Source organism: Caulobacter sp. UC70_42, assembly GCF_044056025.1.
Taxonomy (GTDB): Bacteria; Pseudomonadota; Alphaproteobacteria; order Caulobacterales; family Caulobacteraceae; genus Caulobacter.
In genome coordinates this window covers 5,168,915-5,190,630 of record NZ_CP171994.1, presented here as the reverse complement: position 1 = coordinate 5,190,630, position 21,716 = coordinate 5,168,915, and the positions used below count along the sequence as shown (strand labels likewise).

The window sequence follows — 21,716 nt, the reverse complement described above, 5'->3', positions numbered from 1 at the left end:
CACGTATCGCGCCGTGCTCCGCGCTTGACGCTGCGACCGCGGAGCCTTAGCCCGCGCCCATACCTCCCCGATCCGCGAAGGAAGCCGCCCGATGCCGACCCTCGTCCTGCTCCGCCACGGCCAGAGCCAGTGGAACCTGGAAAACCGCTTCACGGGCTGGGTCGACGTCGACCTGACGGCCGAGGGCGAGGCCCAGGCCAAGAAGGGCGGCGAACTGATCAAGGACGCCGGCATCCAGATCGACCACGCCTTCACCTCGGTCCAGACCCGCGCCATCCGCACGGGCAATCTGGCGCTGGACGCCGCCAAGCAGAGCTTCGTGCCGGTGACCAAGGACTGGCGTCTGAACGAGCGCCATTACGGCGGCCTGACCGGCCTGAACAAGGCCGAGACGGCCGAGAAACACGGTGTCGAGCAGGTCACCGTCTGGCGCCGCTCGTACGATATCCCGCCGCCGGAACTGGCTCCGGGCGGCGAGTACGACTTCAGCAAGGACCGTCGCTACAAGGGCGCCGATCTGCCGTCGACCGAGAGCCTGGCCACGACCCTGGTCCGCGTTCTGCCGTACTGGGAAAGCGACATCGCCCCGCATCTGAAGGCCGGCGAGACGGTTCTGATCGCGGCCCACGGCAATTCGCTGCGCGCTATCGTCAAGCACCTGTTCAACGTGCCGAACGACAAGATCGTCGGCGTCGAGATCCCGACGGGCAATCCGCTGGTCATCGAGCTGGACGACCAGCTCAAGCCGATCAGCGCCCGCTACCTTGACGAAAGTCGGGCCGAATCTCTGCCCCAAGTTGGGTAATATTCTGGTCAAGCTTCAACAGAAGCCCTTGGAAACACGGCGTTAATTTTGCTCTGTGCATGGTGATCCCCTATCCGGGATTCCATGCCAGACATGAGCGCCGCCGCCAGCACGACACAGGAATACAAGCGCCTGACGCAGCATGACGTTGACGTCATCTGCGCCAAGCACGATCGCCTGTGGTCGGCCCGCCTGGGCGGGGCGCGGGCCGTGTTCGCCTTCTGCGATCTGTCGGGCCTGTCGATGACCGGCCGCAATCTGTGCGACGCCGACTTCACCGGTGCGATGATGGTCGGTTGCGACCTGCGCAAGACCAAGCTGGACAACGCCAATCTCTACGGCGCGGACTTGCAGGGGGCGGAGCTGACCGACGCTTCGATGCGTCGCGCCGACCTGCGCGGCTCCAGCCTGCGCGGCGCGAACCTGACCGGCGCCGACATGTTCGAGGCCGACCTGCGCGAAGGGACCATCGCCGCCGCCGACCGCAAGGAAGGCTACCGCGTCATCGAACCGGTCCAGCGCGAGGCCTACGCCAAGGGGGCCAACCTGTCGGGCGCCGAATCTGGAGCGTTCGCGCCTGTCGGGCATCGTCGCCACCAAGGCCGACTTCAGCGACGCCATCCTCAAGGACGCCAAGCTGGTCCGCGCCAACCTCAAGCAGGCCAATTTCAACGGGGCGAACCTGGCGGGGGCCGACCTGTCGGGCGCCAATCTGGCCGGGGCCGACCTGCGCAACACGGTGCTGGTCGGCGCCAAGACCATGTCGTGGAACATCAACGACACCAATCTGGAAGGGGCCCTGACCGACAAGCCGTCGGGCACCAGCGTCTCGGACCTGCCGTACGAGCAGATGATCGCCGACCACGCGCGGTGGATCGACACCGGCGGCGCCGAGGGCAAGCCGTCCGTGTTCGACAAGGCCGATCTGCGCAATCTGCGCTCGGTCCGGGGCTTCAATCTGACGGCCCTGTCGGCCAAGGCCGCGGTGTTCTACGGCCTCGACATGGAAGGCGTGCAGATGCAGGGAGCGCAGCTGGACGGCGCCGACCTGCGCGCCTGCAACCTGCGCCGGGCCGATCTGCGCGGCGCGCGCCTGAAGGGCGCCAAGCTGACCGGTTCGGACCTGCGCGACGCCCAGCTGGGGCCGCTGCTGATCGCCGCCGACCGGGTGCTGCCCGTAGACCTGACCGGCGCCATCCTGGCCAATGCCGACCTGGCGAGAGCCGACCTTCGCCAGGCCCGTATGGCCGGGGCGGACGTGTCGCGCGCCAATTTTACGGGAGCCCAGCTCAAGGATGTCGACCTGACCGGCGCGATCCGTCTGGCGGCGCGCGGCCTGGACGACGTGATTTAGGAAAATATCGCGACAAAAGGACGCATGCTTAACGCTTCGCTCGTCCCTCGTCGCTAGAGTCCGCGTAACTCAGAAAAGCACCTAACGGGGAACCAACGTTATGAACGCCGCGCAAAGCGTGGTCGGGCGTCGTCGCCTGAGCCAGGCCGAGCTCGACATGATCGTAACGGCGCACGAGAAATTCGTTACCGGCAAGCAGGGCGGCAAACGCGCCTCCCTACGCTTCATGCAGCTGTCGGGCCTAGATCTGTCGTTCCGAAATCTGACCGACGCGGACCTGACCGCTTCCGTCCTCGAAAACTGCCGCATGGTTCGCACCAAGCTGGATCGCGCCAGCCTGTTCGGCTGCGACCTGCGCAAGAGCGACATGCGACAGGCCTCGCTGGTCCGCGCCGATCTGCGCGGCGCCTGCCTGCGCGGCGCCAACCTGGCCCAGGCCGACCTGACCCAGGCCGACTTCCGCGAAGGCCAGATCGCCATTCCGCATCCCCGCAAGGGTCTCGACACCCTGCGCCACGAGACGCGCCAGGGCGAGGTCGACGAAGTCAACTTCTCGGGCGCCACCCTGGACGGCTCGCAGTTCGAGGGCGTCTCCGCGTTCAAGGCCGACTTCAGCGACTGCTCGCTGAGGGGGGCCAAGCTGTCGGGCGCGAACCTCAAGGAAGCCAATCTGGTCGGAGCTATCCTCGACGGCGCCGACGTCAAGGGCTGCAACCTCGAGGGCGCCAACCTGTCTGGCGCCGTGATGGCCGGGGTCGACACGTCCACGGCGCGCACCAGCGGCGCCAGCATGACCGGCGCGGTGGTCACGGTGACCCGCGAGGCGATCGGCAAGGCTCAGGAACTTTACAATCGCTGCCTGGGCAACCAGCGCTGGTGCCAGACCGGCGGCAAGGAGGGCGCGGCCGCCCGCCTCGACGGCGAGGACCTGCGTCCGCTGGGCGACAAGCTGAAGGGGCTGCGCCTGACGGCGATGAGCGCCAAGGGCGCCTGCATGGTGGGCCTGGATCTCTCCGGCGCCCAGTTGCAGGGCGCGAACCTGCAGAACGCCGACCTGCGCACGGCCAATCTGCGCGGCGCGGATCTGCGCGGCGCCCGTTTGACCGGCGCCAATCTGACCAAGGCGGACCTGCGCCAGGCCTTCCTGTCGCCGCTGCCGCTCGGACCGACGCGCCAGACCCAGTCGAACCTGCAGGGCGCGCGGGTACGCTACGCCCTGGTCCAGGCAGCCGATCTCAGCGAAGCCGTCTTCGACGGCGCCGACCTGCGCGGCTCGGACTTCACTGGCGCTCGGGTGGCCAAGGCCAGCTTCCGCCAGGTGGATCTGAGCCAAGTCCAGGGGCTGGATTTCTCGCTGCCCTGAACGGAAAAAGGCGGCGCATCGCTGCGCCGCCCAAGTTCAGAGGGGATTGAGGGGAGACCTGGGAGAGGCGCGCCGTTAGGCGGCCTTTTCGCCTTCGATCAGGGTCGAGCCGGCGTTCGATTTGATCTCAACCGTGCGGGGCTTGAGGGCTTCGGGCAGCTCACGCTTCAGCGCGATCGACAGCAGGCCGTTCGACAGGTCGGCGTCGACGACGACCAGGTAGTCGGTCAGCTGGAACTTGCGCTCGAAGTTGCGCTCGGCCAGGCCGCGATGCAGGTACTGCTTGGCATCGCCGTCATTGGCGGCCTTGCGGCCGGTGACGGTGAGCAGGTTTTCCTTCACTTCGACGGTCAGTTCATCGGGCTTGAAGCCGGCCACCGCGATCTCGATCCGGTAGTCGTTCTCGCCGGTGCGTTCGATATTGTAGGGAGGATAGCCCGAGGCCGCTTCGGTGCGGGCGGCGGCGTCCAGCTGGTCGGCGAGGCGGTCGAAGCCGACGAGCGAGCGGTACAGGGGCGAAAGGTCGATCGTACGCATGGGTCAGATCCTTCTCATCAAGCAAGGTCTTTGAATGTTCGTCCCGTCGGCGACCCGAAATCGGCGTCGCCAGGTGGTCCGGAAGGCCCGGGTGTCCAGCGCCTTCGTGAAACTAGTTGGTGAGCGGATTTTGGGGTTCAAGGGGCCAAGAGCTCACAGAACGTGAATCGTTTGACGCACCGCTCACCCCGGCTAAGGTCGCGGCCTCCGTTACGCCGAAGGACACGTCCCCCATGCCGCTTCGCCGCCACATGCTGTTGCTCGCCGCCGCCATCACCCTGGCCGCGCCCGCCGCCTTCGCCTCGACCGACCCGGCCCTGCAGGCCGCCGTCGCCTCGCCGACCCGTCCCGCCGGCGACGTCGCCCGCGACGGCGCGCGTCACCCAGTCGAGAGCCTGACCTTCTGGGGCTTGAAGCCCAAGCAGACCGTGATCGAGATCTCGCCCGGCGGCGGCTACTGGACCGAGATCCTGGCCCCCTACGCCAAGGCCACCGGCGGGACCTATGTCGCCGGCGTCGCCGACCTGTCGAATCCCAAGATCTCGGAAGGGGCCAAGAAGGGCCGCGCCGACTTCGAGGCCCGCTTCGCCGACCCGGCCAAGTACGGCCAGCCGCGGTTCGTCAATTTCGGCGCCCAGTCGGGCCCGCTGGGCGCGCCCGGCTCGGCCGATCTCGTGCTGACCGCGCGCAACGTCCATAACTGGACTCAGGCGCCGGGCATGGCCGACAAGGTGTTCGCCGACTTCTTCGCCGTGCTCAAGCCCGGCGGCGTGCTGGCCGTCGAGGATCACCGCGCCGATCCGCGCTCGGAAAAGGACGCCGGCGCCGACGGCTATCTGAACACCGCCACCGTGATCGCCCTGGCCGAGAAGGCCGGGTTCAAGCTGGACGCCAAGTCCGAGATCAACGCCAATCCCAAGGACACCAAGGACCACCCCTTCGGCGTCTGGACCCTGCCGCCCACCAAGCGCACCGCGCCCGGCGGCCAGCCCGCCAATCCGAATTTCGATCGCACGAAGTACGACGCGATCGGCGAGAGCGATCGCATGACCCTGCGCTTCCGGAAGCCCGCCTAGGTTCGGTCCGCCCGACTTTGGTCAAGGTCGGCCGGCAAGCTGGCTGCATTACGGGGGAATGATGTTTCCAGTAGGGTACTGGTCGCGGCGAGGAGTCCTGGCGAGCGTCGGCGCGCTGGGACTTCTCGGCCTGCGGTAAGCGGAACGACCCCGCCAAGACCGAGGCCAAGGCGGCCCAGAAGGCCGGGCCTGCGACCGTCGAGACGGCCGTGGCCGGCGACTGGCGACCGCCCGCCGACCGCGCCCGCGACGTCTGGCGCCATCCGGTCGAGACCCTGAAGTTCTGGGAGTTGAAGCCCGGCCAGACGGTGGTCGAGTTCTGGCCTGGCGCCGGCTGGTACACAGACATCCTGGCGCCGTTCCTGGCCGACACCCGCGGCAAGCTCTACGAAGCCGAACTGCAGACCGACGACCCGTCGGAGCCAGCCGCGGCCGAGATCGTCGAGGCCTACCGTCGCAAGCTGTCCGAGAAGAAGAAGCTCTATGGCGAGGTGACCTTCACCGCCTTCGGCCCGACCAGCGGCCCGGTGGCCCCGGCGGGCGCGGCGGACCTCGTGCTGTTCCTGCGCAACCTGCACAACTGGATGGCTGGCGGCATCGCCGAAAAGGCCTTCAAGGACGCCCTGGCGGCTCTGAAGCCGGGCGGAATCCTGGGCGTCGAGGAGCATCGCGGCGAGCCGGGGCGCGTGCAGGACGTGTTGGCCGCCGACGGCTATGTCCAGCAGGACTACGTGATCCAGATGGCCAAGGAGGCCGGCTTCGTCCTGGCCGGAACCAGCGAGATCAACGCCAATCCCAAGGACACCAAGGACCACCCGTTCGGCGTGTGGACCCTGCCGCCGACGCGCCTGTCCGCCCCGCGGGGGGAGCCGGCCGAACCTGGCTTCGACCATTCCAAATATGACGCCATCGGCGAAAGCGACCGCATGACCCTGAAGTTCGTGAAGCCCAGATGAAGCGCGCCCTGATCCTGGCCGCCGTGTTGGCGGCGGCCGCCACTCCGGCCTTCGCCGAGAAGAGCGCGCCGGCCGACAAGGTGCTGCCGTTCCTGGACAGGTTCCTGAAGGTCCCGCCGGCCGATCGCGCGCGCGTGAAGCTGTCCTACGCCATCCGTCACGACGGCCAGATGATGCCGAACCTGAAGGCGACTCTGGTCGAGAAGAGCGGCGCGCGCACGCCGTTGCCGGTCAACGGGGAGGGCTATTTCGACCGCCTGCCGACCCTGGCCCAGCTGCAGGGCGATCCGACCATCTTCCTGGATGTGCCCGCCGACATGAAGCTGGGCTCGATGATGAGTTTCGGCACGCAGCTGCCGCCCGCCCGCGAATACGACGCCCGCGAGCTTGTCGCGACGGTCAACGAGGCCAACACCGTGATCGGCAAGGCCGCCGGCCCGATGTCGTTCATGGCGCCCAAGATGACCGGGATCGCCTTCTCCAAGGCCGAGGGCGGGACGATCGTCTTCGCCGACGGCCACAGCGCGCCGCTGCCCCAGGCCAAGGACGTCCCTTATTTCCGTCCCGCGGACCATCAGGGCGCCGTACGGGTAAAGTTGACAAAAACGCCAACTAAGGTCGGGTTCTACGACGGGAAGAAATAAGGCCCTGGGTCGTCTGAACGGTGTTTACTTATCGAGACGGCCCGGTCTAGCTATCCGCCACACTTTTTCGCGCAGAGGGAGATCGCGCTCATGGCCACGCTTCAGGAAATCACCGATCGCATCAAGGGCGCCGTGGGCGACGACAGCGGTCTCGGCAAGAGCCTCAAGTTCGACCTTAAGGACGCCGGCGTCATCCACATCGATGGCGGCTCGGTGACCAACGAAGACAAGCCGGCTGACCTGACCATGACGCTCAGCCTGGACGATCTGCTGGCCATCGGCGCCGGCTCGCTGGACCCGACCATGGCGGTCATGACCGGCAAGCTGAAGCTGTCGGACATGGGCACGGCCATGGCCCTGCAGCCCAAGATGGGCGCCCTGTTCGCCAAGATGCGCTAACCCGCGATGACGGAAGAACCGGCGCGTCTGGTCTCGATTCCCGAGGCTCCGGTTCCCGATCACGGCAAGGCCGAGTGGTTTCGCGGCGCGGATGGGGCGACCCTCCGCGCCGCGACGTTTTTCCCGCAGGGGCCCGCGCGGGGTTCGGTGGTGCTCAGCCCCGGACGCAGCGAGCCGATCGAGAAATATTTCGAGGTCGTCGAGGACCTCCAGAGCCGCGGCTTCGCCGTGCTGCTGCATGACTGGCGAGGGCAGGGGCTGTCGGCCCGCGGCCTGCCGGACCGCCTCAGGGGGCACGCCCGGGGCTTCAAGACCTTCGTCGCCGACCACACGGCGCTGCTCGACACGTTCGAGGCGCGGATGCCCAAGCCCTGGATCGCGGTTTCCCACTCGATGGGCGGCTGCCTGACCATGCTGGCCCTTGCTCGTGGCGAGACGCGGTTCGCCGCCGCCGTGCTGTCCGCGCCGATGCTGGGCCTGAACACGGCCGGCGTTCCGCCCTGGCTGGCCAAGCCGCTGGCTTGGACGATGTCGCGGATCGGTCGGGCTGGGGACTACGTGTCCGCCGCCTATGATCCTCTGACCCAGACCTTCCAGGCCGACGGCCTGACCCATGACGAGACGCGCTACGACCGTTATCAGGCGCAGCTGCGCGCCGATCCCGAGATCGCCCTGGGCGGCATGACCTGGGGCTGGGCCGATTTCGCCATCTCGGCCTGCGCCTGGCTGCGGGACGGCAAGGGCGTGGAGAAAATCCAGATTCCGGTGACCATCGTCGGGGCCGAGCTCGACAACCGCGTCCTGAACGCCGACGCCGAAATCGATCGCCGGCCGCATCCCCAAGGGGCGCTATGTCGAGGTCCCGGGCGCGTTCCACGAGATCCTGATCGAGACCGACCCGCGCCGGGCGCTGTTCTGGAAGGCCTTCGACGAGACGGTGGACCCTGTCGCGCCGCGTGAGCCGATTACTTCGCCGAACGCTTCAGACTGACCAGGGCCTCGTCCAGCGGGCGGCGGTCGCCGGAGATGACCATCTGGCCGCCGTTCGGGCCGACGGGTTCGCCGCGCCAGTTGGTGACCAGACCACCGGCGCCCTCGACCACCGGGATGGCGGCCTCGATGTCCCAGGACTTCAGGCCCGCCTCGATGACCATGTCGATCTTGCCCATGGCGACCATGGCGTAGGCATAGGCGTCGCAGCCCAGGCGGGCCAGCTTGACGGCCGCCCGCACCTGCAGCCAGGCGCCGCGTTCAGCCCCGTCGAAGCAGGCGTCCGGATCGGTGGTGGCGATCACGGCGTCGGTAAGGTCGGCGCATTCGCGGACCTTGATCGGCGTCTCCTGGCCGCGCGCCAGCAGGCGCGAGCCGCCAGCATGGCCGATGAACAGCTCGCCGACATAGGGCTGGCCGATCGAGCCCAGCACCGGGCGCCCCTGGTGGCGCAGGCCGATCAGGGTGGTCCAAAGCGGCAGGCCGGAGATGAAGGCGCGCGTGCCGTCGATCGGGTCCAGCACCCAGACGAACTCCGCGTCCGGGCGATCCTCGCCGTACTCCTCGCCGATCACGCCGTGCTCGGGGAATCGCTCGCCGATCAGCTTGCGGATCGCCGCTTCCGCGCCGCGGTCGGCCTCGGTCACGGGGTCGAAAGCCGCGTGGCTGTCGCGCGGGAGGTTCTTGCCGGCTCCCTTGTCCTCCAGGCCATGGTCGGCCCGGAAAAGCGGCAAGATCGCATCCGCGGACGCGCGGTTCAGATCGATGATGAAGGCGTCGAGCGCCGTGAGCCGGTCAGCGGAAAGCGTCATGAGCGGGGGTTTAGCGCCCCCGCCTCACGTAAGCTACCGTTGTCAGGCGTCCGCGTGCTCGGGACCGCCGCCGTTCAGCGATTTGGCCAGGTCCAGCAGGCGACGGCGCGGACGCTCGCCTAGCAGGTAGTACGCGCGGATCAGGTCCAGCGTCTCCTTGCGGGCGAACATTTCGCCGCCTTCGGCCGACTCGCCTGCGCTCTCGCGGCGCACGTCCGAGAGACCATCGTAGAAGTAGCCGACCGGCACTTCCAGAGCCTCGGACAGCTGCCACAGACGCGCGGCGGAGATGCGGTTGGCGCCGCACTCGTACTTTTGAATCTGCTGGAACCGCACGCCGACGGCGCCCGCCAGTTGTTGCTGGGTCAAACCCAGCAGACGACGGCGGCGACGCAGGCGTTTGCCCAGGTGCGTATCGATGTCGTTACCCATGGAAGCCGTGCCCCCTAGCTTTCTGGAGCCGTCCCGAAACGGAACGGCCTAGGCTGACAGCCGCAAGTCGCGTGCCGGGCGAAGCGAAGTTGCGCGGGACGTGGGAGCCAGCCTACTTAGGACCTATGTCGGATAAGCGTCAGCCCTGGGTTCAGGACATTCTGTGGCGGTTGGAGGCCCTGGGCTTCGACCTCTTTATCGGCGCCGTGCGTCTGATGGGCGTGGACCGCGCCTCGGACTTCGGCGGCTGGCTGGGCCGCACGTTCGGACCCCTCAGCGGCGCGCACAAGGTCGCGACGCGCAATCTGAAGCTGGCCTTTCCGGAAAAGGACGCCGCCTGGCATGCGCGGATTCTGGATGAGCAATGGGAGGGCCTGGGCCGCTCGTTCGCCGAGTTTCCTTTGATGGACAGGATTCTGCCGTCCACCGGCCGGGTCGAGGTGGTCAATGCCGAGCGCTTGGCGCAGATCGCCGAGCAGAAGACGCCGGTGGTGTTCGTGTCAGGCCATCTGTCGAACTGGGAGGTCATGCCCGCGGCCATCGTCGACAGCGGCGTGATCTGCGAGATGACCTATCGCGCGGCCAACAATCCCTATGTCGACAAGCGCATCCGCGACAGCCGCTTCCGCTACGGGGTGCGCCTGTTTGCGCCCAAGGGCGGCGACGGGTCCCGCGAACTGCTGAAGGGCATGATGGAGGGGCGGTCGGTCGCCCTGATGAACGATCAGAAGTTCAATAGCGGCGTGGCCGCCCCGTTCTTCGGCCATGACGCCCGCACCGCACCGGCGCCGACGCGCCTGGCGATCCGTTTTGGCACGGTGCTGCAGCCGATGTCCGTGCAGCGGCTGAAGGGCGCGCGGTTCCGGGCGGTGGTGCACCCGCCGATCGTCCCGCCCAACACGGGCAATCGCACGGCCGACATCGAGGCCGGGGTGAGGATGATCAACGCCTTCATGGAAGACCGCATCCGCGAGCGGCCGGCCGAGTGGTTCTGGGTCCACCGCCGCTGGCCGAACGAGGTCTATGCCGAACTGGCCGACCGCGAGCGCGCGGCGCAAGCCGCCAGCGCCTAGATTTCCAGCGTGTCGGCGGCCGCGTCCTTCTCGCCGGAGCGGCGGAAGGGGCCGCTATAGTAGGGGTCGACGCGGCGGCGGCGGCACGGACCGAAATAGTCCTCCGAACGGATGAACGGCCGCGGATGGAAGATCACCGTGTTGATCCGGTCCAGCAGCGAGCGGGCCGTCACCGGCTTGACCACCACCTCGGTCACCCCCGCGTCGCGGGCTTCGAACACACGGTGACGCTCTGCGAAGCCGGTCAGCATGATGACGGGCAAGAACGGGTCGACGCTGTCGGGCGAGTTGCGGACCAGCTGGGTGAACTGCACCCCGTCCAGGGGGGTCATCTTGAAGTCGACGATGGCGATGTCGGTTTGCCAGTCGCGCAGGATCTGCAGGCCCTCGGCCCCGTCCATGGCTTCACGGATGTGCCGAACGCCCACGCCCTTGAGGATCGCCGAGACGATCGACCGGATGTGCTGGTTGTCATCCACCAGCAGAAAGCGCAGCTTTTCGAACGCCGCCGACATGCGGAAGCCGCCTCCTCAGATCATACGGGAAGACCGGAACTCCGAAGCCGCTCCCCCGCGTCTCCATGTCCCGATGCGGCGGCATAGCTACCTAAGGATTGAAATTCGCGCCAGGGGCGAAATGGCAGAATCTCAAGCGCGGAAGGGGCCCGCGCCGACCAGCAGCGACGGATCGAGATTGCGGCCGCGCCATTTCATACGCCAGCACAGATGCGGCCCGGTCGCGCGGCCTTCCTTGCCCGTTTCGGCGATCAGCTGTCCTTGCTTGACGTAAGTGCCCGTCGCAACAAGGATTTTCGACAGGTGAAGATAGGCGGTGACCAGGCCCTGGCCGTGATCGACCAGCACGAGACCGCCTTCATAATGCAGTCCGGTCTCGGCGAAACACACCAGGCCGCCGGCCGGGGCGCGCACCGGCGCGCCCACCGGGCTGGCCAGATCGACCCCATAATGGGGACGCTTGGGTTCGCCGTTGAGGATGCGCTGGCCGCCGAACCGGGCCGAACGGCGCGCGCCCACAACCGGAAGTATGAAGCCATCGCGAAATCCCTCGAGATCGGCCTGGCTGGCGAAGCCGGCGACCTTGCGGGCGTTCTCGGCGGTGATCCGCTCCAGCAGAGCCGGGTCGGTCGGCGTCACCTGTTGCGGCGGCAGGCCATCGATGCGCTGGACGTCGAAGTCGCCGACCGCGATCGTTCGGTCGTCGACGGCCGAGCCGTCCGGCGTCGTGACGGTCAGCTTGCTGGTCGGGAGGGCGTCGCGGTCGAAGCCGATCACGAACCACCCGTTGGCAGAGGCGGTGGTCAGCGCCTGGCCGTCGAGATCAATCACCGCGCGAGGCGTCGTTCGGCCCACCGCATAGCCGCCCTGGACGAACTTGCCCGTCAGCGACAGGCCCGGCGCGGCGGCGCGGGCTGTCGTCGTGAAGGCGGCCGAGAGCGGAAGCGCGGCGAGGACCGCGCGGCGGCTCAGGCCCCTTGCCAACGCTTCAGCGCCTCGGCGGGACCGGCATAGGCTTCCTGGTGCTCGGGGCTCCAGTAGCGAAGGGCTTCCAGCGGGATTGGCTTGTTGGTGATGGCGCACAGCACGAAGCGGCCGGGGCTGAGCACGGCGTACTCGCCGTCGCCATAGTGCAGGACGGCCAGGCCGTCGGACTTGCCGAGATCACGATCGAAAGCGTTCATGACTTTTACTCTACGCCAGTACGGGGCTTCAGAACAGATCGCCTTGATCGACGGGCGGCGCGGCCGGCTTGGGGCGAGGCCTTGGCGCGGGAGCGGATGTCGGCGCTGGCGGTGGAACAAACCCGCCTTCGCCGTCGATCACCGCGTCGCGGTCGCCGCTCTTGAACTTCAGGTTCACGCGTTCCCCCGAGACAAGGTCGGACGCCGAACGGGCCAGTGTCCCGTCGCCCTTGCGAACCAGGGCGAAGCCCAGTTCCAGCGGTCGTTCCGGGTTCAGCGACTGACGCAGCTTTTCCAGGCCGGCCAGGCGCTCGGCATCGCGCTGAAGGCGACGTTCTCCCGCCGCGTTCAGGCGCTGCCACAGGGCGGGCAGTCGGGCGTGCTGGGCCACACGGTCGGGCGCGCGGCGGGCGGCCAGGTCCAGGCGACGGCCAAGGTCGCCCACACGCTCGGCCTTGATGGCGCGCTGCCGGGTCAGCACCTCCGGCGTCAGGCGCGCGGTGACCTTCAGCAACTCTTGAGCGTGGACGGTGGTGTTGCGATGCAGGGCCGCGTCCAGTCGCCCGGAAGCGATGTCGAACCGCTGCTGGGCGAGGGCCAGGATGTCGTCGGGACGCGGCAGGCCGCGCGCGGCGCTGACCAGGCGCGTGCGGCGGTCCTCGATCAGGCGCGCGCCCGAGCGGTTCAGGCGGCGATCGAAGTCCGAGATCAGGGCGCGCAACTCGGCCAGCACAGGCGTGGCCATCTCGGCGGCGGCCGTCGGCGTCGGGGCGCGGCGATCGGAGACGAAGTCGATCAGGGTGGTGTCGGTCTCGTGTCCGACCGCCGAGATCAGCGGGATGGTTCCCTCGGCCACGGTGCGGGCCAGGGCCTCGTCGTTGAAGGCCCACAGGTCCTCGACCGAGCCGCCTCCGCGCGCGACGATCAGGATGTCGGGACGCGGCACGGGGCCGCCCGGCGCGATGGCGTTGAAGCCGCGGATGGCCGCGCTGACCTGGCCGGCGGCGGCGTCGCCCTGGACGACGCACGGCCAGACCAGCACCTGGCACGGCCAGCGGTCGCGGATGCGATGGAGAATGTCGCGGATCACCGCCCCGGTCGGGCTGGTGATGACGCCGACCACGGCCGGCATCGACGGCAGAGGCTTCTTGCGCTCCGGCGCGAACAGGCCCTCGGCGGCCAGCTTGGCCTTCAGGCGTTCCAGCTGCGCCAGCAGCGCGCCGACGCCGGAGGCTTCCATGCTGTCGATGACGATCTGGTAGCGCGAGCCGGCCGGATAGGTGGTGATCTTGCCGGTGACAATAACCTCGAGCCCGTGCTCGGGCCGTACGCTCAAGGCCCGGACATTGCCTTTCCAGACGACGCCGTCGATGGCGGACTTGTCGTCCTTGATGGTCAGATAGACGTGGCCGTTGGAGTGGTGCGTGACCTTGGACAACTCGCCGCGCAGCCGCACGAAGCCGTAGCGATCCTCCAGCGTCCGCTTCAGGGCGAAGGCCAGTTCGGAGACCGAATAGGGCGGGGCGTTGGAATCGTTCGGCGCGAGGTCCGTCATCCGCCCTATCTAGAACGTCCCCCGGAAATGGAAAATCCCAGGCAGTCGCGAGACCGCCCCGAGAAATGGAAAATCCCGGGGCGCGTGAGCGCCCCGGGATCCGCCGCCTGAGAGACTTTTGTTGTTCTTAGATGTAGCGGCGAAGCGAACGGGCGAGCTCGGTGGCGCCGCCCTTCTTCTTGGTCTGCTGCGGCTGGTAGGCCACGCGGGCGTGCTCGACGCAGTAGGGGCCTTCCGACGAGCGGCGGCCGCAGAAGGTGAAGCCTTCCGACGACGGATCGCCGATCGGCCACTTGCACATGTGCGCGCCCAGGGTCAGCACGGTGGCCGAACCCGGCTCTTCATGCCGGAAGGCCGGCAGCGGCGCGGGGGCGGAGGCCACCGGAACCGACGACGGCGCCTCGACCGGCGTCACGCGACGCGGGGCCGAGGGCATGGCCTGGGCGGCCGGACGCGCCGGACGCGGAGCCTTGAACGCCGGACGCGCCGGCTGCGAGGGGGCCGCGCGGCCCGACAGGCCCAGGCGGTGCACCTTGCCGATGACGGCGTTGCGCGTGACGCCGCCCAGTTGTTTGGCGATCTGACTGGCCGAAAGGCCGTCCAGCCAGAGCTTTTTCAAGGTCGAAACCCGTTCGTCGGTCCAGCTCATAACCCGTCTCCGCCGTTTCGATGGAGGTGAAGCGCGTCCCCACGCTCCTCACCCCATATCTGGTGCTCAAACCGCCCCGCCGGCGGTCGTCCTACTAGATATCGTAAAGAATGTGTTAAGGCGCACAATAGGCGGTAACGACTCTGTCCACAGAAACAAGATGTTGATTCAGGCAAGCCCAAGCTTGCGGAAAGGCGCCCAGGGCGCACATGGCCAAGCAACACAACGGGTTGAGCGTATGAGAGACATGGCCGACAGCGTCATTCCGCCGCAGCCGCGCGACTATCACGGCTGGAATTGGTCCGGGTTCGTCACGCTGTACCAGCGTGAAATCCGCCGATTCTGGAAGGTCGGCACCCAGACGGTGGCCGCGCCGGTGGTGACGACCCTGCTCTACATGCTGGTCTTCGTGGTCGCCGTGGGCGCCAGCCGGCCGGCCGTGGGCGGGGTGACCTTCGGCCATTTCGTGGCTCCGGGCCTGATCATGATGGCGATCCTGAACAACGCCTTCGCCAATTCGTCGTCGTCGCTGATCCAGGCCAAGATGATGGGCCTGACGCCGGACTTCCTGACGCCGCCGCTGTCGGCGCTGGAGCAGGTGCTGGGCTTCGCCCTGGGCGCGGCGACGCGCGGCGTGGTGGTCGGGGCCGTCACCGCCCTGGTCATCGGCGTGCTGCCGGGCGCGGGCCTGCAGTTGGCCCACCCCTGGGCCATCGTCTATTTCGCCGTGACGGCTTCGCTGATCCTGGGCCTGGCCGGCATATTGGCCGGCCTGTGGGCCGAGAAGTTCGACCAGCTGGCGGCCGTGACCAATTTCCTGATCATGCCCATGACCTTCCTGTCGGGCACCTTCTACCTGGTCGACAAGCTGCCCGAGCCGTTCCGCTCGGCCAGCCACTTCAACCCGTTCTTCTATCTGATCGACGGCTTCCGCTACGGCTTCATCGGCCACGCCGACGGCTCGATCCTGATCGGCGTGATCAGCATGGGCGTGCTGACCGTGGGGATGTTCCTGTGGTGCTGGCGCCTGTTCGTCACCGGATATCGCCTGAAAAGCTGAGGCCCCCGTCCGGGGAAGGCTCGAAATTCATCGGTTTTTCAGCGGCCTTCACAGTCCGTTGATTGACAGGACGTCGTTCCACGGCGACAACCTGCGGCCTTCCGGTCCCCGTGCTCACGCACGGGGGCTTCTTTCCTTTTTGGGAGGCCGGTCTTGAGCACCGCGACGTCGTCCAACCCCTCGCAGCACCACATCATGGGCGTCTACAACCGCGCCCCGCTGGCGTTCGAGCGAGGCCGAGGCGCGCGCCTGTTCTCGACCGACGGCGGAGAGTACCTGGACTGCGTGGCCGGCATCGCCACCTGCGGCCTGGGCCACGCCCACCCGGCGCTGGTCGAGGCGCTGAAGACCCAGGGCGAGAAGCTCTGGCACGTCTCCAACATCTACACGATCCCCGAGCAGGAAACGCTGGCCGACAAGCTGTGCGCGGCCACCTTCGCCGATGTGGTGTTCTTCACCAATTCGGGCACCGAGGCGATCGAGTGCGCCCTGAAGGCCGCCCGTCGCTATCACGCGGTCAATGGCCAGGCCGACCGCATCGAGGTGATCGGTTTCGACGGCTCGTTCCACGGGCGTTCGTACGCGGCGGTCAACGCCTCGGGCAACGCCAGCTATCTGGACGGCTTCGGTCCGCGCCTGCCGGGCTTCAGCCAGTTGCCGTTCGGCGATCTGGAGGCCCTGAAGGCCGCCATCTCCGACAAGACCGCCGCGGTGATCATCGAACCGGTGCAGGGCGAGGGCGGGGCGCGCGCCCTGACCGAGGCCCAGCTGCTGGAGCTGCGCGAGATCACCCGCGAGGCCGGCGTTCTGCTGATCTATGACGAGGTCCAGAGCGGCATGGGGCGGACCGGCAAGCTGTTCGCCCACGAGTGGGCGCCGGGCAGCGAACCGGACATCATGTGCGTGGCCAAGGCCCTGGGCGGCGGTTTCCCGGTCGGCGCCTGCCTGGCCACCAACGAGGCGGCCAAGGGCATGACCCCGGGCACGCACGGCTCGACCTACGGCGGCAACCCGCTGGCCATGGCGGTCGGCATCGCCGCCTTCAGCGCGATCAACACGCCCGAACTGCTGGACAACGTGAAGACCGTCGCCGGCTACTTCACCCAGCAGCTGAACGGCCTGAAGGACCGTTTCCCGGACGTGATCGTCGACATCCGCGGCAAGGGCCTGCTGATCGGCATCAAGGTTGTCCCGAACAACCGCGAGTTCATGGTGATGGCGCGCGACCAGCACTTGCTGATCGCGGGGGGCGGCGACAACTGCGTGCGCCTGCTGCCGCCGCTGAACCTGACCGTCGAGGAAGCCAGCGAAGCGATCTCCAAGCTGGAAAAGGCTTGCGAAGTCGCCCGCGCCAAGGCCGCCGCCTAGGCGACAACACGCATTGGCCGCCCGCTCCAGGACACTGGGGCGGGCGGAACCGTTAGGGACATGGCCAAGATGACCACCCCCCGGCACTTCATCGACCTGTGGAAGCTGGACGGCGCGACCCTGCGCCTGCTGCTCGACGACGCCCACGCCCGCAAGGCCGCTCGCAAGGGTTGGCCGCAGGGCAAGGTCGACGCCGACGCGCCGGCCAAGGATCGCGTGCTGTCGATGATCTTCCAGAAGAACTCGACCCGCACCCGCTTCTCGTTCGACGCGGCCATGCGTCAGCTGGGGCGGGTCGGCGATCATCTCGACCTCGTCGGACATGCAGCTGGGCCGGGGCGAGACCATCGAGGACACCGCCAAGGTGCTCTCGCGCATGGTCGACGCGGTGATGATCCGCGCCAACAACCACGCCGACGTCGAGCGCTTCGCCCAGGTCTCGACCGTGCCGGTGATCAACGGCCTGACCGACAAGAGCCACCCCTGCCAGATCATGGCCGACATCCTCACCATCGAGGAGCATCGCGGCCCGATCGCCGGCAAGACGATCGCCTGGGTCGGCGACGGCAACAATGTCTGCTCCAGCTTCATCCACGCCGCGCCGCTGCTGGACTTTACGCTGAAGATCGCCTGCCCGGCGGTCTATCACGCCGATCTCCACGACCTGGCTCGCGCCGAGAGCCTGCAGGGCCGGGTCAGCATGACCACCGACGTCAAGGCCGCCGTGGCCGGCGCCGACGTCGTGGTGGCCGACACCTGGGTCTCGATGGGCGACACCGACCATGACGAGCGCCTGGCCGCGCTGGAACCCTATCAGGTCGACGACGCCCTGATGGACCTGGCGGCGAGCGACGGCGTCTTCCTGCACTGCCTGCCGGCCCACCGGGGCGAGGAAGTCACCGACGCCGTCCTGGACGGCCCGCGCTCGCTGGTCTGGGACGAGGCCGAGAACCGCATCCACGCCCAGAAGTCCGTGCTGGCCTGGGTGTTCGGGGCGATCGGGTAGGGCAGTCGGGGCGGCGCCCTCGCAATTGTCACCCCCTCATCCTATCTAGCCTCCCCATGACCGACATCGCCCCCAATCCCGGCGTCCTCGACGACGTCGTTTCCGCATTCCAGATCGAAGGCCTGCCCGTGCGCGGCCGCGTGGTCCGCCTCGGCGACGCCGTCGATCAGGTGCTGACCCGCCACGCCTATCCGGAGCCGGTCGCCAACCTGCTGGGCGAGGCCTGCGCGCTGGCCGCCTTGGTCGGCTCCAGCCTGAAGTTCGAGGGCCGCCTGATCATCCAGGCCCAGGGCGACGGTCCCGTGCGCTACGTCGTGGTCGATTACGACACCAGCGGCGGCCTGCGCGGCTATTGCCGTTTCGATCCGGAGGAGGTCGCCAAGGTCTCGGAAGGCTTCACCCGTCCCGGCGCCAAGACGCTGCTGGGCGGCGGCGTGTTCATCATGACGCTGGACCAGGGCGCCGACATGGATCGCTATCAGGGCGTCACGCCGATCGAGGGCGAGACCCTGGCCCTGTGCGCCGAGCAGTACTTCCAGCAGTCGGAGCAGACCCCGACCCGCGTGCGCCTGGCCGTGGGTCAGGTCGACGCGGGCGAGGGACCCAAGTGGCGCGCCGGCGGCATCCTGATCCAGGTCATCGCGGGCGACCAGGCGCGCGGCGACACGCAGGACGCCTGGACACACGTCCAGGCCCTGTTCGAGACCACCGGCGAGGACGAACTGGTCGACCCGACCGTCTCGACCCCCGACCCTGCTGTGGCGGCTGTTCAACGAGGACGGCGTGCGCCTGCTGGAACAGAAGCCGATGCGCGCCTTCTGTCGCTGTTCGGAAGACCGGATCGGCGTGGTGATGGACTCGTTCTCGGCCGAGGAAGTGGCCGACATGGTCGAACCCGACGGCAAGATCCACGTGACCTGCGAGTACTGCTCGCGCGTCTACAAGCTGGACCCGCCGGCGGCGGCTTGAAGCAGCATCGCAAGACGAAGAAAGCCGGCGCCCGCAAGAGCGCCGGCTTTTGCTTGTCTAGTTCAGCTTCGCCGCCGCGCCCGGCAGGTGCAGCGAGAACTCCGGGATCTCGGCCTCGAACACCTCGCCCTGGTCGGTGACCATCTGATAGCTGCCCTTCATCGCGCCGGAGGGCGTGGGCAGGGGGCAGTTGGAGACGTAGCGGAAGGCCTCGCGCGGTTTCAGCTCCGGCTGTTCGCCGACCACGCCGGAACCCTCGACATCGTTCACGCGGTTGAAGCCGTCGGTGATCGACCAGCGCCGCGAGATCAGGGTCACCGTCTCGGTCCCGTGGTTCTCGATCTCGACCGTGTAGGACCACAGATAGAGGCCCTGGTCGGGCGAGGATTCCTCTGCCGCGTAGGTCGCGAAGACGCGCACGACGATGTCGCGCGTGCGAGCCTCGTAGGCCGCGCCGTCCTGGCCGCGACGGCGGCGCATCCGCTGCATCGGCGGGGAGGTTTCACGCCTGATCGAGCGCACGGATCACATCTCGCTGAAGGTCGGCCAGGCTTTCCAGCCCCACGGAAAGGCGCACGCCGCCCTCGGTCACGCCCAGGGACGGACGCAGCTCCTCGGGCACCGAGCGGTGGGTGGTGGTCGGCGGGTGGGTGGCCATCGACTTGGCGTCGCCGAGGTTGTTGGAGATGTCCACGATCTCCAGCGCGTTGAGGAACTTGAAGGCCGCCTCGCGCGAGCCGAGGTCCATGGCGATTACGGTGCCGCCGCCGCTCATCTGCGCCTTGGCGACATTGTGGCCGGGATGGTCGGCGCGGAACGGATAGAGCACCCGCTGCACCTTCTTGTGCTCGGCGATGGTGTTGGACAGGGCGAAGGCGCTGTCGGCCTGACGGCGGACGCGCAGATCCAGGGTCTCGAGACCCTTCAGCATCACCCAGGCGTTGAACGGCGACAGCGACGGGCCGGTGTGGCGCAGGCTGTCGCGGTAGAACTCCTCGTTGATCGCCTCGCTGGTCAGGATGGCCCCGCCCAGCACGCGACCCTGGCCGTCGATGTGCTTGGTGGCCGAATAGACCACGACGTCGGCGCCCAACTCCAGCGGCTGCTGGAAGATCGGGGTGGCGAAGACGTTGTCGACGATGACCTTGGCGCCGACCGCATGGGCCATCTCCGAGACGGCGCGGATGTCGGTGATTTCGAGGACCGGGTTCGAGGGCGTCTCGATCAGCACGGCCTTGGTGCCCGGCCGGATCGCCGCTTCCCATGCCTTCGGGTCGGTGGCGTCGACGAAGGTGGTCTCGACGCCGAAGCGCGGCAGCCACTCGCTGATGATCCAGCGGCACGAGCCGAACAGGGCGCGGCCGGCCACCACGTGATCGCCGGCCCGGACCAGGCCCATCAGCGCCGAGTGGATCGAGGCCATGCCGGTGGCCTGGGCGCGGCACACCTCGGCGCCTTCCAGCAGGGCCAGGCGGTCCTCGAACATCTTCACGGTCGGGTTGTTGAACCGCGAATAGACGAAGCCCGGATCCTCGCCGGAGAAGCGGCGGTCGGCGCCCTCGGCGCTGTCATAGGTGAAGCCTTGGGTCAGATAGAGCGCCTCGGCGGTCTCCATGAACTGCGACCGCGCGATCCCCCCACGAATGAGCTTCGTCGCGACGTCCCAGTCTTTTGGATCCTCGGCCACGGGCCTGCCTCTCTACGCTTGAAACCGCCGGCATAAGGAGCGGCGAGGGGGGCTTGGTCAAGCCTGAACGCCCCGTCCGCGAGCGGAGAATTGTCACGGGCGAAAATCACATTGTCACGGGCGAGCGGCTTTCTCTCCCGCCTTGCCTTTGTGGCGCGGTTTGGCGAGTGTCGCGCCGATGACCGACGCCCACGCCGCAGGGATTCTGCCCTGCCAGACCATCGAGGACCTGATCGCCGAAGAGGCGATCACCTCGGCCACGCCGTTCGACACCGATCAGGTGCAGCCCGCCAGCCTGGACCTGCGGCTGGGCGCGCGCGCCTGGCGTGTCCGCGCCTCGTTCCTGCCCGGCCTGGGCCGCCGTGTGGTGGAGCGTCTGAAGGACGTGGCCATGCACGAGCTGGACCTGACCAAGGGCGCGGTGCTGGAGAAGGGCTGCGTCTACATCGCCGAGCTGCAGGAGAGCCTGGCCTTGCCGGGCAATGTCTCGGCGCGCGGCAATCCCAGAGCTCGACCGGCCGGGTGGATGTCTTCGTGCGTCTGCTGACCGACCACAGCCGCGCCTTCGACGACGTCGACGCTGGCTATGACGGCCCTCTCTACATGGAGATCGCGCCGCAGACCTTCTCGGTGCTCGTGCGGTCCGGCACGCGGCTGAACCAGCTGCGCCTTAAGCGCGGCGAACCGGCCAAGCTGTCGATCAAGAGCGTTGGCGTGGACCTGACGCCCGGTCTGAACGGCCTGGTCGGCTTCCGCGGCCGCCGTCACGCCGGCGTCGTCGACCTGGACCACGAGGACGGCCACGACCCGCGCGACTACTGGGAGCCGCTGGAGGCCCGCCACGGCGAGCTGCTGCTGGATCCGGGCGAGTTCTACATCCTGGCCTCGAAGGAAAACATCGAGATCCCGGTGCTGGAAGCGGCCGAGATGACCCCGATCGACCCGTCGGTCGGCGAGTTCCGCGTCCACTATGCCGGCTTCTTCGACCCGGGCTTCGGCACCGAGGAGGCCCTGGCCACCGGCTCCAAGGGCGTGCTGGAAGTCCGCAGCCACGAGACGCCGTTCCTGCTGGAGGACGGCCAGACCGTGGCCCGGCTGGTCTATGAACCGCTGACCGCGCGGCCAAAGCGGCTGTACGGCGAGGGCGGCTCGCACTACCAGCGCCAGGGGCTGAAATTGTCCAAGCATTTCAAGGCGTGGAGCTGAGCTTCAGCCCGCTGAGGCGTTAGGTCGCGGGGCGTGTTCACTCGCGCCTTAACCAACTCACGCTTACCTCAAGGTC

18 protein-coding genes and 6 pseudogenes are annotated in these 21,716 nt (G+C 67.9%); 14 read left to right on the top strand and 10 right to left on the bottom strand.

Features of this window, described 5'->3' with window-relative positions; translation table 11 throughout:
- Window positions 1-91: 91 nt before the first annotated feature.
- From gpmA to ACHMW8_RS26155, 3 genes and pseudogenes are all read left to right on the top strand, one after another.
- Window positions 92-805, top strand: a complete 714-nt coding sequence (gpmA, locus tag ACHMW8_RS26165; protein WP_125158684.1) for a 2,3-diphosphoglycerate-dependent phosphoglycerate mutase — start codon at window positions 92-94, stop codon at window positions 803-805.
- A 93-nt stretch (window positions 806-898) separates the two neighbouring features.
- Window positions 899-2,159, top strand: a pseudogene (locus ACHMW8_RS26160) (pentapeptide repeat-containing protein).
- A 100-nt stretch (window positions 2,160-2,259) separates the two neighbouring features.
- Complete coding sequence (locus ACHMW8_RS26155; protein ID WP_125158682.1) at window positions 2,260-3,522, top strand: pentapeptide repeat-containing protein; 1,263 nt, start codon at window positions 2,260-2,262, stop codon at window positions 3,520-3,522.
- Between the two features lie 75 nt (window positions 3,523-3,597).
- Here ACHMW8_RS26155 and ACHMW8_RS26150 read toward each other — a convergent pair whose 3' ends face one another.
- Complete coding sequence (locus ACHMW8_RS26150; protein ID WP_125158681.1) at window positions 3,598-4,059, bottom strand: Hsp20 family protein; 462 nt, start codon at window positions 4,057-4,059, stop codon at window positions 3,598-3,600.
- Between the two features lie 233 nt (window positions 4,060-4,292).
- Here ACHMW8_RS26150 and ACHMW8_RS26145 point away from each other — a divergent pair, with 233 nt between their 5' ends.
- From ACHMW8_RS26145 to ACHMW8_RS26125, 5 genes and pseudogenes are all read left to right on the top strand, one after another.
- Window positions 4,293-5,135 carry a class I SAM-dependent methyltransferase gene (locus ACHMW8_RS26145; protein ID WP_125158680.1) on the top strand — a complete coding sequence of 281 codons (843 nt, stop codon included), beginning with the start codon at window positions 4,293-4,295 and terminating at the stop codon, window positions 5,133-5,135.
- Between the two features lie 58 nt (window positions 5,136-5,193).
- Window positions 5,194-6,091: pseudogene (locus tag ACHMW8_RS26140) on the top strand (class I SAM-dependent methyltransferase).
- Window positions 6,088-6,735 (top strand): hypothetical protein, encoded by a 648-nt coding sequence (locus ACHMW8_RS26135; RefSeq protein WP_395444251.1) that lies wholly within the window; start codon window positions 6,088-6,090, stop codon window positions 6,733-6,735. The pseudogene ACHMW8_RS26140 and the gene ACHMW8_RS26135 overlap by 4 nt, the downstream one beginning before the upstream one ends.
- A 90-nt stretch (window positions 6,736-6,825) precedes the next feature.
- Window positions 6,826-7,134 carry an SCP2 sterol-binding domain-containing protein gene (locus ACHMW8_RS26130; RefSeq protein ID WP_125158677.1) on the top strand — a complete coding sequence of 103 codons (309 nt, stop codon included), beginning with the start codon at window positions 6,826-6,828 and terminating at the stop codon, window positions 7,132-7,134.
- Window positions 7,135-7,140: 6 nt separating this feature from the next.
- Window positions 7,141-8,125: pseudogene (locus ACHMW8_RS26125) on the top strand (alpha/beta fold hydrolase).
- Here the strand turns inward: ACHMW8_RS26125 and hisN are convergent.
- Together hisN and ACHMW8_RS26115 are read right to left on the bottom strand one after the other, a co-directional pair.
- The gene (hisN, locus tag ACHMW8_RS26120; RefSeq protein ID WP_125158675.1) at window positions 8,100-8,936 is read right to left on the bottom strand and encodes a histidinol-phosphatase; all 837 of its coding nucleotides are present in this window, start codon (window positions 8,934-8,936) and stop codon (window positions 8,100-8,102) included. The pseudogene ACHMW8_RS26125 and the gene hisN sit on opposite strands and share 26 nt — an antisense overlap.
- A 42-nt stretch (window positions 8,937-8,978) precedes the next feature.
- Window positions 8,979-9,368, bottom strand: coding sequence for a helix-turn-helix domain-containing protein (locus ACHMW8_RS26115; RefSeq protein WP_125158674.1), 390 nt, complete (start codon window positions 9,366-9,368; stop codon window positions 8,979-8,981).
- Window positions 9,369-9,493: 125 nt separating this feature from the next.
- On the opposite strand from ACHMW8_RS26115, the gene ACHMW8_RS26110 reads away from it, so the two are divergent.
- Entirely contained in the window at window positions 9,494-10,441 is a 948-nt protein-coding gene (locus ACHMW8_RS26110; RefSeq protein ID WP_125158673.1) for a lysophospholipid acyltransferase family protein, read from the top strand.
- Here the strand turns inward: ACHMW8_RS26110 and ACHMW8_RS26105 are convergent.
- From ACHMW8_RS26105 to gcrA, 5 genes are all read right to left on the bottom strand, one after another.
- Entirely contained in the window at window positions 10,438-10,956 is a 519-nt protein-coding gene (locus tag ACHMW8_RS26105; RefSeq protein ID WP_125158672.1) for a response regulator, read from the bottom strand. The genes ACHMW8_RS26110 and ACHMW8_RS26105 overlap by 4 nt on opposite strands.
- A gap of 132 nt (window positions 10,957-11,088) precedes the next feature.
- On the bottom strand, window positions 11,089-11,940 hold the full coding sequence (locus ACHMW8_RS26100; RefSeq protein ID WP_395444250.1) for a M23 family metallopeptidase: 852 nt from the start codon (window positions 11,938-11,940) through the stop codon (window positions 11,089-11,091).
- The gene (locus ACHMW8_RS26095) at window positions 11,925-12,140 is read right to left on the bottom strand and encodes a DUF2093 domain-containing protein (protein ID WP_125158670.1); all 216 of its coding nucleotides are present in this window, start codon (window positions 12,138-12,140) and stop codon (window positions 11,925-11,927) included. The genes ACHMW8_RS26100 and ACHMW8_RS26095 overlap by 16 nt, the downstream gene beginning before the upstream one ends.
- Window positions 12,141-12,168: 28 nt before the next feature.
- On the bottom strand, window positions 12,169-13,695 hold the full coding sequence (gene xseA, locus ACHMW8_RS26090) for an exodeoxyribonuclease VII large subunit (protein ID WP_395444249.1): 1,527 nt from the start codon (window positions 13,693-13,695) through the stop codon (window positions 12,169-12,171).
- Window positions 13,696-13,822: 127 nt separating this feature from the next.
- Window positions 13,823-14,344 (bottom strand): cell cycle sigma 70 cofactor GcrA, encoded by a 522-nt coding sequence (gcrA, locus tag ACHMW8_RS26085; RefSeq protein ID WP_125158667.1) that lies wholly within the window; start codon window positions 14,342-14,344, stop codon window positions 13,823-13,825.
- Between the two features lie 238 nt (window positions 14,345-14,582).
- Here gcrA and ACHMW8_RS26080 point away from each other — a divergent pair, with 238 nt between their 5' ends.
- From ACHMW8_RS26080 to ACHMW8_RS26065, 4 genes and pseudogenes are all read left to right on the top strand, one after another.
- Window positions 14,583-15,404, top strand: coding sequence for an ABC transporter permease (locus ACHMW8_RS26080; protein WP_395444248.1), 822 nt, complete (start codon window positions 14,583-14,585; stop codon window positions 15,402-15,404).
- 153 nt (window positions 15,405-15,557) lie between these two features.
- Entirely contained in the window at window positions 15,558-16,772 is a 1,215-nt protein-coding gene (locus ACHMW8_RS26075) for an aspartate aminotransferase family protein (RefSeq protein ID WP_395444247.1), read from the top strand.
- 69 nt (window positions 16,773-16,841) lie between these two features.
- Window positions 16,842-17,778 (top strand): annotated as a pseudogene (gene argF, locus ACHMW8_RS26070) (ornithine carbamoyltransferase).
- A gap of 56 nt (window positions 17,779-17,834) precedes the next feature.
- Window positions 17,835-18,747 (top strand): annotated as a pseudogene (locus ACHMW8_RS26065) (Hsp33 family molecular chaperone).
- A 57-nt stretch (window positions 18,748-18,804) separates the two neighbouring features.
- Here ACHMW8_RS26065 and apaG read toward each other — a convergent pair.
- Both apaG and metZ read right to left on the bottom strand, forming a co-directional pair.
- Window positions 18,805-19,269 (bottom strand): Co2+/Mg2+ efflux protein ApaG, encoded by a 465-nt coding sequence (gene apaG / locus ACHMW8_RS26060; RefSeq protein WP_125158662.1) that lies wholly within the window; start codon window positions 19,267-19,269, stop codon window positions 18,805-18,807.
- Window positions 19,250-20,434 carry an O-succinylhomoserine sulfhydrylase gene (metZ, locus tag ACHMW8_RS26055; RefSeq protein WP_395444246.1) on the bottom strand — a complete coding sequence of 395 codons (1,185 nt, stop codon included), beginning with the start codon at window positions 20,432-20,434 and terminating at the stop codon, window positions 19,250-19,252. Before metZ ends, apaG begins: the two co-directional genes overlap by 20 nt.
- Window positions 20,435-20,612: 178 nt before the next feature.
- Here metZ and ACHMW8_RS26050 point away from each other — a divergent pair.
- A pseudogene (locus tag ACHMW8_RS26050) lies at window positions 20,613-21,640 on the top strand (2'-deoxycytidine 5'-triphosphate deaminase).
- Window positions 21,641-21,716 lie beyond the last annotated feature (76 nt).